Annotated in this window: 10 protein-coding genes; 5 read left to right on the top strand and 5 right to left on the bottom strand. The window is 62.3% G+C overall.

Annotation, left to right across the window (positions count from 1 at the left end):
* Nucleotides 1-4: 4 nt before the first annotated feature.
* Both R3E49_RS06600 and R3E49_RS06595 read right to left on the bottom strand, forming a co-directional pair.
* Nucleotides 5-1,381, bottom strand: a complete 1,377-nt coding sequence (locus tag R3E49_RS06600) for a sigma-54-dependent transcriptional regulator (protein ID WP_371294321.1) — start codon at nt 1,379-1,381, stop codon at nt 5-7.
* A gap of 4 nt (nt 1,382-1,385) precedes the next feature.
* Nucleotides 1,386-2,948 (bottom strand): PAS domain-containing sensor histidine kinase, encoded by a 1,563-nt coding sequence (locus R3E49_RS06595; RefSeq protein ID WP_371294320.1) that lies wholly within the window; start codon nt 2,946-2,948, stop codon nt 1,386-1,388.
* Nucleotides 2,949-3,182: 234 nt separating this feature from the next.
* Here R3E49_RS06595 and R3E49_RS06590 point away from each other — a divergent pair, with 234 nt between their 5' ends.
* On the top strand, nt 3,183-4,814 hold the full coding sequence (locus tag R3E49_RS06590) for an NAD+ synthase (protein ID WP_371294319.1): 1,632 nt from the start codon (nt 3,183-3,185) through the stop codon (nt 4,812-4,814).
* Here the strand turns inward: R3E49_RS06590 and R3E49_RS06585 are convergent, their stop codons facing one another.
* Entirely contained in the window at nt 4,815-5,705 is an 891-nt protein-coding gene (locus tag R3E49_RS06585) for an outer membrane protein assembly factor BamD (protein WP_371294318.1), read from the bottom strand.
* A gap of 89 nt (nt 5,706-5,794) precedes the next feature.
* On the opposite strand from R3E49_RS06585, the gene rluD reads away from it, so the two are divergent.
* From rluD to clpB, 3 genes are all read left to right on the top strand, one after another.
* On the top strand, nt 5,795-6,769 hold the full coding sequence (gene rluD / locus R3E49_RS06580; protein ID WP_371294317.1) for a 23S rRNA pseudouridine(1911/1915/1917) synthase RluD: 975 nt from the start codon (nt 5,795-5,797) through the stop codon (nt 6,767-6,769).
* Entirely contained in the window at nt 6,738-7,505 is a 768-nt protein-coding gene (gene pgeF / locus R3E49_RS06575; RefSeq protein ID WP_371294316.1) for a peptidoglycan editing factor PgeF, read from the top strand. The genes rluD and pgeF overlap by 32 nt, the downstream gene beginning before the upstream one ends.
* 97 nt (nt 7,506-7,602) lie before the next feature.
* Nucleotides 7,603-10,179, top strand: a complete 2,577-nt coding sequence (gene clpB / locus R3E49_RS06570; protein ID WP_371294315.1) for an ATP-dependent chaperone ClpB — start codon at nt 7,603-7,605, stop codon at nt 10,177-10,179.
* Between the two features lie 21 nt (nt 10,180-10,200).
* On the opposite strand, the gene R3E49_RS06565 is transcribed toward clpB, so the two are convergent.
* Entirely contained in the window at nt 10,201-10,611 is a 411-nt protein-coding gene (locus R3E49_RS06565; protein ID WP_371294314.1) for a type IV pilin protein, read from the bottom strand.
* A 43-nt stretch (nt 10,612-10,654) separates the two neighbouring features.
* Nucleotides 10,655-11,113, bottom strand: coding sequence for a DUF4124 domain-containing protein (locus tag R3E49_RS06560; RefSeq protein ID WP_371294313.1), 459 nt, complete (start codon nt 11,111-11,113; stop codon nt 10,655-10,657).
* Nucleotides 11,114-11,619: 506 nt separating this feature from the next.
* On the opposite strand from R3E49_RS06560, the gene R3E49_RS06555 reads away from it, so the two are divergent.
* Nucleotides 11,620-13,365, top strand: a complete 1,746-nt coding sequence (locus tag R3E49_RS06555; RefSeq protein WP_371294312.1) for an acetolactate synthase 3 large subunit — start codon at nt 11,620-11,622, stop codon at nt 13,363-13,365.

Raw genomic sequence — 13,365 nt, 5'->3', positions numbered from 1 at the left:
CGTTTCAGTCTTCGATATGCAGCTTTTGCAGGCGGTAGCGAAGACTGCGGAAACTGATACCCAGCAGGCGCGCAGTGGCAGTTTTGTTCCAACGACACTGTTCGAGCGCCGCCTGCAGTATGCGGCGCTCAATGTCCTCCAGATAGCCCTCGAGGTTGCCAAAGGCCGCAGTAATGTCAAGGGGAGTCTCGCTCGGCTCGCCCAGCAGCTTGTGCGCCGTGTCGAGGCGGTCGGTGAACTGCAGGTCTGTTTCACTGATGGTGTCGCCGTCCGCCAGCGCGACGGCGCGTTCCAGTACGTTCTCCAGTTCGCGAACGTTGCCGGGAAATGTACAACGTTGCAGGGCCGCCATGGCGTCTGGCGCTATGGCCGGCGCATCGACGCCGAGATCTCTGCAAACGCGCCGCAGCAGGGCATTCGCCAGCTCCGGAATGTCTCCGCTGCGCTCACGCAGGCTGGGCACGCGCAGGTCGATCACGTTGATACGGTAGTAGAGGTCGTTGCGGAAGTGTCCCGCCGCCACCTCTGCTGCGAGGTCCTTGTGGGTCGCACTGAGTAGCCGCACATCCGTTGCCTGTTCACTGCTGCCCCCCACCGGCCGCACGGCTTTTTCCTGAATTGCCCGCAGCAGTTTCACCTGCATCGCCAGCGGCAGGTCTGCCACTTCATCGAGGAACAGCGTGCCTCCTTCAGCTGCTTGAAACAGGCCCAGCTTGTCCCGATTGGCGCCTGTGAAGCTGCCTTTCAGGTGGCCGAAAAACTCGCTTTCCATGAGTTCCTGGGGAATCGCGCCGCAGTTCACGGCAATGAAGGGTTTTGCGGCGCGCGGTCCGTTGGCATGAATCAGCCTGGCCACCACCTCCTTGCCGACGCCGGACTCCCCCTGTATGTGCACGGGTGCCTGACTGCGCGCGAGCTTGGCGATTTTTGCGCGCAGTGCCACGATCTGCGGCGCGCTGCCCAGCAGGCGCAGGTCGTCTCCGTCGGCTTCAGGCTCGACGGAGGGTGTGCCTTCGTTGAGCCGTAGCGCTGAACTGACCAGACTGCGCAAACGTTCGAGTTCGATGGGTTTGCTGATGAAGTCAAAGGCACCGGCCTTGAGGGCGGCGATGGCGGTCTCCACGCTGCCGTGCGCGGTGATCATGGCCACCGGCATGTCGGGAAACTCCTGCTGTATGTACTCGACCAGGTGTATGCCATTACCGTCAGGCAGACGCATGTCGGTAAGACAGAGGTCGGGTTTCACCTTGGCCAGCTGTTTGCGTGCTTCATCCAGCGTCGCGGCGCTGAAGGACTCCAGACCCATGCGGTTCAGGGTAATCGCCAGCAATTCGCGAATGTCGGGTTCGTCATCAACGATAAGGACGGTTTGAGCGCTCATCTTGCTACAGGTCCCTCTGGTTCAGCGCCACCCGGAAACAGCTTTCTCCGCGCGTGGTGCTGCGAAAGTACAGGTCGGCATTGTTCATTTCACATAACTCCTTGCACAGGAACAGACCCATGCCGCTGCCTTCGCTGACCGTTGTGTAGAACGGCTCGAATAACAGGGGCTGCTCCTGGGCGGGAACGCCGGTCCCTGCGTCGATCACGTCAATCAGGCACTGGTGTTTGGTGAAGTCCAGGCTGACCTCGATGCGGGCGGTCTCTTTGCCGATGGCCATTCGGCTGTGGCGCAGCGCATTGTCCAGCAGATTAGTGAGCACGCGTTGCAGGTTTTCCTGGTCGAACTCGACCAGCAGGTCCGGGTAGCTGCAATCGATGGTGATTTCCGCCATGTCCTTGCCCGAATCAAGGTAGTTGCCCACGAAATTCGGCAGCCATTCGGCGAGCAGGATGTACTCCGGCCTCGGCGGTTCGCGCCTCGATATCTGCAGCACGCTCTCTACGGTCTGGTTCACCCGCCGGCTGTGCTGCAGGATGATGTCGGTGAGGCGCCGGTCTGGCTCGGACAGTCCGGAAGACTCGTGTAACAGCTGAGCGGCATGGCTGATGGCGCCGAGGGGGTTACGGATCTCGTGCGCAATGCTTGCGGTCAGGCGCCCCAGAGAATTCAGTTTCAGCGATTGTGCGTAGCGGGTAATGGGTGTGTAGTCTTCAATAAATACCAACGTCTCCCGTTCGCCACCGGACTGGAGCTCTCGGAAGTGGGCAATGACAGCCGGTGCATCCTCGGCGACCCTGAAAGGTTGTGCGCGGTGCTGCTGGGTTTCTCTCCAGTGCTGGAACTGCTGCGCCAGGTCCTCGCTGTAGTCGCTCAGCTTTCGCCCTTGTTCCATGGTGATCGGGCGTTCTGGCGACAGCATCACACTGGCCGCCTTGTTCATTACGCGCACGGCACCACTGTCGGCGACCAGCAGAATACCGGTCTGCATGTGTTGCACGATCTGCTCGTTGAGGCGCTGCAGGTTGTACAGGTCGCTGGCCCGGCTCCGGGCCAGTTCCTCGGCGCGCCCCAGGCGCGTGGCGACGAACTGAACCATCAGTGAGACGCCGAAGATCAGCAGTCCCAGTAGCCCGGCGGGGAACAGCGCATTGAGCTCCAGGCTGTTGCGCAGAATCAGCCAGACGGTGTCAGACAGGATGGCCAGTGAGCTGAGGGCCGCCAGAAGCGTCGCAAGCGTACGGTTGGGGATCATCACCGACGAGGCCGCCACGGTGACGACCAGCAATACGGGCAGGCCGCTGATCATCCCGCCACTGGCATCTGCCATCAGTACGACGGCGATGATGTCGACCAGGAACACGCCAAACAGTGCACGTTGGTTGAAACGCCACTGCCACGCCAACGCCGCGAGCAGGAGTGCGCTGGAAGCGAGATAGGCGGACGCGACGCCCACATACAGTGGGGGATTCAGCGCGCCGACCAGTTGTCGCGTGTTGGGGCTTATCAACATGATCAGCAGCACCACGGATAACATCGAGCGGTAGGCGACGTAGATACGAAACAACAGAACATTCTGTTGCGAGACCGCCCGTGGGGGAGGCCGGGTCAAAATCGCGGGTCGAGTCACGCGGCAATCGAGCCTGAGTCCAGTGGAGCGATTAGTGTAACAGGCTGCGCAGGCTGTGAAACGCCGGGGCGTGGCGCAACTGCCGCGGGCGAGTAATTCGCGCCCGGGTCTGGCAGCCGGGCCCGCTTTCCCGGAAAATACAGCCTCTCTCACAGCAAACGCGGAAACTCCATGTCCAGGCTCAACATACTCATGGTGCAGATGAATACCCTCGTCGGCGATTTCGAGGGGAATACTGCCCGCGTCATCGATGCCATGCGACGGGCCGAGAGTCAGGTCAGCGCCCCGGTGCTGGTGTTTCCCGAGCTGACACTCAGCGGCTATCCCCCCGAAGACCTGCTGCTGCGTCCCAGTATTGAGCTGCGTGTGAACCAGTCGCTGCAGGCGATCAAGGCGGCGATGACCGGTGACAGCTGGCTGGTGCTGGGTTATCCGCGTCGGGAGGGCATCGCCCTGTATAACGTTGCTGCGGTGCTGCATCGGGGGGAAATCGTTGCGGAGTACCGCAAGCAGTGCCTGCCGAACTACCAGGTCTTTGACGAAATGCGCTATTTCCAGAAGGGCGACAGTCCCTGTGTGGTGCAGATCGAGGGCATTCGCGTCGGACTGACGGTGTGCGAGGATATCTGGGAGCCGGGGCCGGTACGTGAAGCCGCACGTGCCGGTGCCGAGCTGGTGCTCAACCTGAACGCCTCACCCTATCACCGCGGCAAGCGCATCGAGCGCTGGGATCTGGTGTCGGATCGCGCGCGGAGCAACCAGTGCCCCATTGTCTACGTGAACCAGGTGGGCGGGCAGGATGAGCTGGTGTTTGATGGCGGCTCCTTCGCCGTTGATGCACAGGGCAACCGGGTGGCCACAGCGCCGAACTTTGTCGAGGGGGAGTACTGGCTGACGGCGCACCGCGAAGGCGAAGTGCTTTGTCTGGCAGGTGAGGAGCAGGCGCCACCGCTGGACGAGCTGGAGGCTACCTGGCAGGCCCTGGTACTGGGCTTGCGCGATTACGTGAATAAAAACCGGTTTCGTGGCGTTGTGCTGGGTCTCTCGGGTGGCATTGATTCCGCGTTGACCCTGGCGGTTGCCGTTGAGGCCCTGGGGCCCGAGCGGGTGGAGGCTGTGATGATGCCCTTCCGCTACACCGCGCAAATGAGCGTCGAGGATGCTGCGGAGCAGTCTGCCCTGCTGGGCGTGTCCCACAAGGTCATTTCCATCGAGCCGATCTACGAGTCGTTCATGGCCGCCCTGCAGGACGAATTCGCGGGCACCCCTGTGGATACCACGGAAGAAAACCTGCAGGCGCGCTGCCGCGGTGTACTGCTGATGTCGATCTCCAACAAGAAGGGCCTGTTGGTGTTGACCACCGGAAACAAGAGCGAACTGGCCGTGGGTTATTCCACGCTGTACGGCGACATGGCGGGCGGTTTCGATGTGCTCAAGGATGTGCCCAAGACCCTGGTGTTCGAACTGTCGCGCTACCGTAACAGCATAGCGCCATGCATTCCCCAGCGTGTGATTGACCGGCCGCCATCGGCAGAGCTGGCACCTGACCAGAAGGACGAGGACAGTTTGCCTCCCTACCCGGTACTCGACCGCATACTGGAGCTGTATGTGGAGCAGGATTTCAGTGCCGCGGCCATCATTGCCTCTGGCATGGAAGCCGAACAGGTGCACCGGGTGTTGCGGCTGGTGGACCTCAACGAATACAAGCGTCGCCAGGCACCTATCGGGGTCCGTATTACGCGCCGCGGCTTCGGCCGCGACCGGCGCTACCCGATCACTTCTGCCTGGACACCCGGCGAGTAGTTACCGCGGTTGGCGGTAGAGTTCCCGCGTATCGAACTCAGGGACTTCTGGCGGATCGAACAGGCCCAGTGTGACCCGGTTTATGATCGAGCGTTCCGGCCCGTCCAGTGAGTAATCCGAGCGAAAGTTGCCGTCCTTGTCCAGGGCGGGGTAATCCGGGTAGTTGAGTTTCAGCACCTCAATAGCATCCTCGGCAAGGTCGTTCATCCCGAGCAGGATGTAGCCCTGGGCCATGACGGCCAGGCCATCGGCGACGGCGGGTGTGCGCTGGAAGTTCTCGACCACGTAGCGCCCGCGATTCGTGGCGGCCAGATAGGCGCCGCGACGGAAGTAGTAGTTGGCCACCAGAATTTCATGCCGCGCCAGCAGGTTACGCAGGTGCACCATGCGCGCCTTGGCGTCCGCCGCATAGGGGCTGTTGGGGTAGCGGGCCACCAGCTGGGCAAACTCGGCGAAGGCCTCCCGCGCATGTTTCATGTCGCGGCTGCTCTCGTCGGTCGGCAGGAAGCGCGCGAAGATGTCGGACTTTGCCGAGTAAGCGGACAGTCCTTTCATGTAGTACGCATAGTCGACGCTGGGGTGTTGGGGGTGGAGGCGGATGAATCGGTCCGCGGCCTCTACTGCGGCCTCGTGCTCGTAGGCGCCGTAGTGGGCGTAAATCAGTTCCAGCTGCGCCTGCTCGGCGTATTTGCCAAACGGATAGCGTGACTCCAGCAGCTGCAGGCTGCGCACCGCGAGGTCGTAATTACGGCTGCGCAGGTAGCGTTGGGCGTTTTCATACATCTGCTGTTCGCCGCTGTCGGCAGACAGATCGTCGAGTTCATCGTTCCCGGCACAGCCGACGAGCAGGGCGAGGAGCAGCAGGAACGGAGTAACTTTCAGTGATTTCAACAAAGTGGCAACCGCTGGCGTGATAGACTAGGGATGTACTGAGGACGCTATTTAACCACATCGCCTGCGGGGCATAAACAGGAATTCCGATGACAGACAGGATCCGTGGCACAGCTGAAGTGGAGGCTGCTCTCGACGGCGAGCGGCTCGACCAGGCAGCAGCCAGGTTGTTTCCGGAATACTCCCGCTCCCGATTGCAGACCTGGATCAAGCGCGGTGAACTGTTGGCGGACGGCAAGGTCTGCCGACCGCGGGACAAGGTCAGGGCGGGCACGGCGCTCACCGTCGACGCCGCACTGGAGGACGAGGTCAGCTGGCAGCCGGAGCGCATCGCACTGGATATCCTGTACGAGGACGAGAGCATCCTGGTGTTGAACAAACCCGCGGGCCTGGTCGTGCACCCGGCCGCGGGGCATGCCGATGGCACCCTGGTCAACGCCCTGATCGGGCATGCGCCGACGATGGCGCAGTTGCCCCGCGGTGGCATTGTGCACCGGCTGGATATGGAGACCTCGGGCGTGATGGTGGCCGCTAAAACGCTCTCTGCGCACCATCACCTGGTTGCCCAATTGCAGGCGCGTACCGTCAAACGCCAGTACTGTGCCGTGTGTATCGGGGCCATGACCGGCGGTGGTACCATCGACGAGCCGATAGGGCGGCATCCGCGGCAGCGCAAGAAAATGGCGGTGGTCAGTGGCGGCAAGCCGGCGGTCACGCACTACCGCATCGCCCGTCGCTTTGCCCATCACACCCGCATTACCGTGAATCTCGAAACCGGGCGCACCCACCAGATCCGTGTGCACATGGCCCATCGACACTATCCGCTGGTCGGCGACCCGGCCTACGGCGGGCGTCCGCGTATCCCCCGCGGTGCCTCGGAGCGACTGATCACTGCGCTTCGGGGTTTCCCGCGCCAGGCTTTGCATGCCGAATCTTTGGGTCTGTTGCACCCTGTCAGCGGTGAGGCAATGCAGTTTGAATGTCCCTTGCCCGAGGACATGCGGGTCCTGCTGGCCGTGCTGGAGGAAGAAGATGGTGTACAGGCCCGGCCTGATCACGCCTGACTGGCCAGCGCCCGCGACGGTGTCGGCGCTGGCGACCACCCGCCTGGGCGGGTTGAGCGGCAAGCCGTGGAACACGCTTAACCTCGGAGATCATGTCGGCGACGAGGCGGCGACTGTGGCGGGCAACCGACAGCGGCTGCAGGCCTGCCTCGCCGCAGGCACCCGGGTGCAGTGGTTGGAGCAGGTGCATGGCGCGGTTGTGGTGCCTGCGCAGTGTGCCGGCGAGGTACCCGAGGCGGATGCCAGTTGGACGCATGAGGCGGGTGTTGCCTGTGCCGTCCTGACAGCGGACTGCCTGCCGGTGCTGTTCTGCGACCGTGGGGCGACCGTGGTGGCGGCGGCACATGCCGGGTGGCGTGGCCTTGCAGCGGGGGTGCTTGAGGCTACCGTGCGCGCTCTGCCGGTGGCCCCTGAGCATGTGCTGGCCTGGCTGGGGCCGGCCATAGGCCCGGCGGCCTTTGAGGTAGGTGCCGAAGTCCGGGACGCGTTTCTTGCCGGTGGCACCGGCCCCGACTCGGCTCGGGCCTTCCTCCCGGCGGCGCGCAGTGGCCATTTCTATGCCGATATCTACCAGCTGGCGCGGCTGCGTTTGCAGGCCGCGGGCGTGCCGGCCATTTACGGTGGTGAATTCTGTACCTTCAATGACAGCCAGCGTTTCTACTCGTATCGGCGCGACGGGGTGACCGGCCGCATGGCGACCTTGATCTACCTCAATCGCGCGTCAGATTCTGCCTGAACCCACACTTGAAACAGGGTCTTTTGGCCCCCATTGATTGCTCATGGATTGATGCACTGCCAGCACTTTCGACTGGCGCGCAAGGAGATATTGAGCAATGAGAATGGACAAATTGACCAACCAGCTGCAGCTTGCACTGGCCGATGCCCAGTCACTCGCCCTGGGCAAGGATCACAATTTTATAGAGCCTGTGCACCTGCTGGCCGCCCTGCTCCAGCAGCAGGGTGGTTCCACCCGGCCGCTGTTGCAGAAGGTCGGGGCCAACGTCGCCGGTCTCGCAGAAGGCGTCAACAAGGCGGTGGAGGGCCTGCCCCGGGTGAGTGGGAATGCCGGTGATGTGCATGTCTCCAACGACCTGACGCGCATCCTCAACGTCAGCGACAAGCTGGCACAGAAAGGCGGTGACACCTACATCTCCAGCGAACTGGTCCTGCTGGCGCTGGTCGAGAGCAAGGGCGTCGCCGGCGAGCTGCTGAAACAGCACGGTGTGACCGCGCTCGCCCTGCAGGGCGCGATTGAACAAATGCGTGGAGGTGAAGCTGTGAACAACCCGGAAGCCGAAGAGTCCCGGCAGGCGCTGGACAAATACACCATCGACCTCACGGAGCGGGCCGAGCAGGGCAAGCTGGACCCGGTAATCGGCCGTGATGACGAGATTCGGCGCACGATTCAGGTGTTGCAGCGCCGCACCAAGAACAACCCGGTGCTTATCGGCGAGCCCGGTGTGGGCAAGACCGCCATTATCGAGGGGTTGGCGCAGCGCGTGATCAACGGCGAAGTACCGGAGGGCCTGAAGGACAAACGTATTCTGTCGCTGGACCTCGGTGCGCTACTGGCGGGTGCCAAATATCGTGGCGACTTCGAGGAGCGCCTGAAAGCCGTGCTCAACGAGCTTTCGAAGCAGGAAGGCCGGGTCATTCTGTTCATTGATGAACTGCATACCATGGTGGGTGCCGGCAAGGCCGAGGGCTCCATGGATGCCGGGAACATGCTGAAGCCTGCCCTGGCGCGCGGCGAACTGCACTGCGTGGGCGCCACTACCCTGGACGAATACCGGAAGTACATCGAGAAAGATGCGGCATTGGAACGGCGCTTCCAGAAAGTGCTTGTGGATGAGCCCAGTGAGGAAGACACCATTGCCATCCTGCGCGGCCTGAAAGAGCGCTACGAAGTGCATCACTCGGTCGATATTACCGACAGCGCCATCATCGCTGCGGCCCGGCTTTCGACGCGCTATATCACCGACCGGCAGTTACCGGACAAGGCCATCGACCTCATTGATGAGGCCGCCAGCCGTATCCGCATGGAGATCGATTCCAAGCCTGAGGCCATGGATCGCCTTGAGCGCCGCCTGATTCAGCTCAAGATCGAGCGTGAAGCCGTGAAAAAGGACTCCGATGCCGGGGCCCGCAAGCAGCTGGAACTGCTCACCGAGCAGATCGACAAGGTCGAGCGCGAATACTCGGATCTGGAGGAAGTGTGGAAGGCCGAGAAGGCCTCCTTGCAGGGCGAGGCACAGGTCAAGAGTGATCTTGAACAGGTCAAGCTCGAGCTGGAAGCGGCGCGCCGTGCCGGCGACCTCACCCGCATGTCCGAGCTGCAGTACGGGCGCATACCGGAGCTGGAGAAGCAGCTGGCGTCCGCACAGGCAGCCGAAACCGATGAGCGCACGCTGCTGCGCAACAAGGTTACCGATGAAGAGGTGGCCGAGGTGGTCTCCCGCTGGACCGGCATACCGGTATCCAAGATGCTGGAGGGTGATCGTGAGAAACTGCTGCGTATGGAAGACTTCCTGCACCAGCGGGTTGTCGGCCAGGACGAGGCGGTCAAGTCGGTGTCCGATGCCGTGCGTCGCTCGCGCGCCGGCCTCTCCGACCCCAATCGCCCCAACGGTTCGTTTCTGTTCCTTGGGCCGACCGGGGTTGGCAAGACCGAACTGTGCAAGGCCCTGGCCGAGTTCCTGTTCGACAGCGAGCAGGCCATGGTGCGCATCGATATGTCCGAGTTCATGGAGAAGCACTCAGTGGCCCGGCTGATCGGCGCACCGCCCGGCTATGTGGGTTACGAGGAAGGCGGTTACCTGACCGAGGCCGTGCGTCGGCGCCCATATTCCCTGCTCTTGCTGGATGAAATCGAAAAGGCCCACTCGGATGTGTTCAATATCCTGCTGCAGGTGCTGGACGACGGGCGCCTGACTGACGGCCAGGGGCGTACGGTCGATTTCCGCAACACGGTGATCGTGATGACCTCGAACCTCGGCTCAGACCTGATTCAGGAAATGTCGGGCGAGGAGAACTACCCGGCGATGAAAGCGGCGGTGATGGGTGTGGTCGGGCGACACTTCCGTCCGGAGTTTGTCAACCGTATCGACGAGACCGTGGTCTTCCATCCGCTGGCCGCGGACCAGATACGGCATATCGCCGACATCCAGCTACAGTGGCTGCGCAAGCGGCTGGCAGAGCGTGAGCTGTCCATCGAGATTACCGATGCCTTCATGGACCGCCTCGCAGCCGTCGGTTACGACCCGGTGTACGGTGCCCGGCCCCTGAAGCGCGCGATCCAGCAGGAGCTGGAGAACCCGCTGGCACAGCGTATCCTGTCCGGCGAGTTTGTGCCGGGCGATACGATTCGGGTGGATGTGGCAGGCGAAGGCAGCGCGTTCAGCAAAGCCTGAGCCGGGTCACTGCTGGTCGTTTCACCGCGACCAGCATGCGGTTCCGGCCCAGGGCGCTTGCAGCAGGACACCGTCCTGTGTCACCACGAAGGTGCCGCAGGGGTCGTCGGCCCGGCGACCTCGCGGTGTTGCCTGCATGGCGTAAGCCGCTTCACTCGGGCCTTCGGGCAGAACACCCGTGGCGTCGCCAAGGACATAGTGTCCGGCCAGCGAAAGTCCCTCAGGGTGAGGCCAGATGTCCTGCACACTGCCGAAACGCCCATGCGTCGCCTGCCAGCGCTGTTGCAGGAGCTGTGCGCGGAGCAGACTGTTCATCGCATCGCTGCGGCGGTTGCTGCTGAGTTGCGGGTGGATTGCCCAGGCCAGTAACGCCCCGACAAGGAGTACCACAGCCAGCACGACCAGCGCCGATTGCAGTCGGGGAGGCTTCACTCAGGTGCGCGTGACACGCTGGAGGCGCGCATGTTTCGCCGGATCAGTCGCAGTACTGGCGGATAGCCTCTTCTGCCTTCGCGCGTTCAGCGGCAATCTGCTCTTCATCGAGATACCGCAGCTCGCCCTGGTCGTTGCGCAGACGGATGCGCCCTGGTTTGTTCAACGTGGCGAGGTTATTGCGGGCTGTCTCACAGAACTCCGGGTTTTTCTTGCTGCGCGCCATGTCGGACTCATCGACCTGGTCAAACCGGTTGCCCGGGCGCGGTACGACTTCCGGGGGGACAGCACCTTCATCAGCACTCACCACACGCTTCAGCCCCGAGCGTGAGGAAATAACCTCATACTCGGTGCCTTTTGGCGGTGGCCTATCGCTGTACACCGGGTTGCCGCGGCCATCCTGCCAGCGGTAGTGGGTGTCTGCGGCGGCCAGTGGCAGACTGGCCGTAGCCAACAGCATTATCAGGGCGCTGCCGAGACCCTTGCGGAGTGCTGATTTCACACGCATTGTCCCTGTTCTGGAAGGCGTTCGTGGTTAAAGTACCCCAGCCCGGGCGGAGGCGCAATGCGCCTGTTCAGGCAAATTCCATCCTCTGCGGTTTTTTCACGTTGACAAGCCTGCGCGCCGCGCAAACAATAGGCGGGTCTCTTGAGTGGTAACGACTAATTCCGGGTACCCCCGGCCACTGGTCTACCGTTGTGATGTCATTATTCACAGCGGCTGTTCATGAGTCCCGTATTCAATCCGCGCCGCACTGGCGGGATTGAGGGCCAGACACTGCGCTACCTCGCAGGGCGACCGATACACGGGTGTTCGTGATCGATTTCCTCCGCGGAGCGCCGCCGCAGCATGCCGGTGGCGGGTCTCGAGCAGTGTATCGCGCCCAGGGGGTGGCGTCGCCAGCCAGGTGCCGGGTCAGGTACCGGCTTCCGCAACGTCCACACAGCAACTTGAACTGCTTCGGCGAGGGTTACGCGTCGAGCGTTTATGTTAGTGGGAGAGACATTGTGGAGTTGTTATCCGGCGGCGAGATGATCGCGAAAGCGCTCGAAGACGAGGGCGTAGAGTACATATTCGGCTATCCGGGCGGTGCGGTCCTGCACATTTATGACGCCCTGTTCAAAACCAGCAAGGTGCCTCACGTACTGGTACGTCACGAGCAGGCTGCGACCCACGCGGCGGACGGCTATGCGCGCGCCACCGGCAAGCCGGGGGTGGTGCTGGTCACCTCGGGCCCTGGCGCGACCAACGCGATTACCGGGATCGCCACGGCCTACATGGATTCGATACCCATGGTGGTCCTGTCCGGGCAGGTAGCGACCCACCTGATCGGCGAAGACGCGTTTCAGGAAACCGACATGGTGGGCATCTCTCGCCCCATTGTGAAGCACAGCTTCATGATTCGCCGTGCCGAGGATATTCCGGCGACCATTCGCAAGGCGTTTCATATCGCCACCACCGGCCGTCCAGGCCCCGTGGTCATCGACATTCCCAAGGATTGCACGCGCCCCGACGCGAAATTCGAGTACCACTACCCTGAAACCGTCAAGCTGCGCTCCTACGCGCCCGCCCAGCGTGGCCACACGGGGCAGATCCGCAAGGCAGCGAAGCTGCTGCTGAGCGCCAAGCGACCGGTTATCTACGCAGGGGGGGGTGTTATTCTGGGAGAGAGCAGTGAGCTGCTCACCAGGTTGGCGCGCAAGCTCAATTACCCGGTGACCAACACCCTGATGGGGCTTGGGGCCTACCCGGCAACAGACCGCCAGTTCCTCGGCATGCTGGGCATGCACGGCTTCTATGAAGCCAACATGGCGATGCACCACAGCGACGTTATTCTGGCGGTGGGCGCGCGCTTCGACGATCGCGTCACCAATACGGTTTCGCGTTTCTGCCCCGGCGCCAAGATCATTCACATCGACATCGATCCCACCTCGATATCGAAGACTGTGGCGGCGGACATTCCCATTGTCGGGCCGGTGCAGTCGGTGCTTGAGGACCTGCTGGACATTCTCGAAAGCCTGCAGGAAAAAGACCCCAAACAGCCGGACACGGCGGCCCTCGGGCGCTGGTGGCAGCAAATCGATGAGTGGCGTGCCAAGCACGGCCTGTGGACCGGGCGTCGCTACGACGAGAGTGACCGCATCATGCCGCAGCAGGTTATCGAGAGCCTGTATCGCGTGACCGGCGGTGATGCCTATGTGACGTCCGATGTCGGCCAGCACCAGATGTTCGCCGCACAGTACTACAAGTTCGACAAGCCACGGCGCTGGATCAACTCGGGCGGTTTGGGGACGATGGGCTTTGGCCTGCCCGCAGCGATGGGTGTCAAGCTGGCCTTCCCGGATATGGAAGTCGCCTGCGTGACCGGTGAAGGCAGTATCCAGATGAATATCCAGGAGCTCTCCACCTGCAAGCAGTACAGCACTCCAATCAAGATCATCAACCTGCGCAATAACTACCTGGGTATGGTGAAGCAGTGGCAGGACATGCAGTACGAGGGGCGCTATGCCATGAGCACCTACGAGGACTCACTGCCGGACTTCATGAAGCTGGTGGAGTCCTACGGTCACGTCGGGATACAGGTGACACGCCTCGAGGAACTGGATCAGCGCATGGAGGAGGCGTTTGCGATGAAGGACAGGCTGGTGTTCCTCGACATCTTTATCGACCCCATGGAACACGTGTATCCGATGCATGTCGCGCCCAACGGTGCCATGAAGGATATGTGGCTCAGCAAAAACGAGAGGACCTGA

Origin of the sequence: Haliea sp., assembly GCF_041395985.1 — a bacterium.
Classification (GTDB): domain Bacteria; phylum Pseudomonadota; class Gammaproteobacteria; order Pseudomonadales; family Halieaceae; genus Haliea.
This window is presented reverse-complemented; position numbering and strand designations above follow the sequence as displayed.

Excerpts from the sequence above, each read along its gene's own strand:
- R3E49_RS06600 (WP_371294321.1), bottom strand. The coding sequence starts at position 1,381 with ATGAGCGCTCAAACCGTCCTTATCGTTGATGACGAACCCGACATTCGC.
- R3E49_RS06590 (WP_371294319.1), top strand. The coding sequence starts at position 3,183 with ATGTCCAGGCTCAACATACTCATGGTGCAGATGAATACCCTCGTCGGC.
- rluD (WP_371294317.1), top strand. The coding sequence starts at position 5,795 with ATGACAGACAGGATCCGTGGCACAGCTGAAGTGGAGGCTGCTCTCGAC.
- pgeF (WP_371294316.1), top strand. The coding sequence starts at position 6,738 with ATGGTGTACAGGCCCGGCCTGATCACGCCTGACTGGCCAGCGCCCGCG.
- clpB (WP_371294315.1), top strand. The coding sequence starts at position 7,603 with ATGAGAATGGACAAATTGACCAACCAGCTGCAGCTTGCACTGGCCGAT.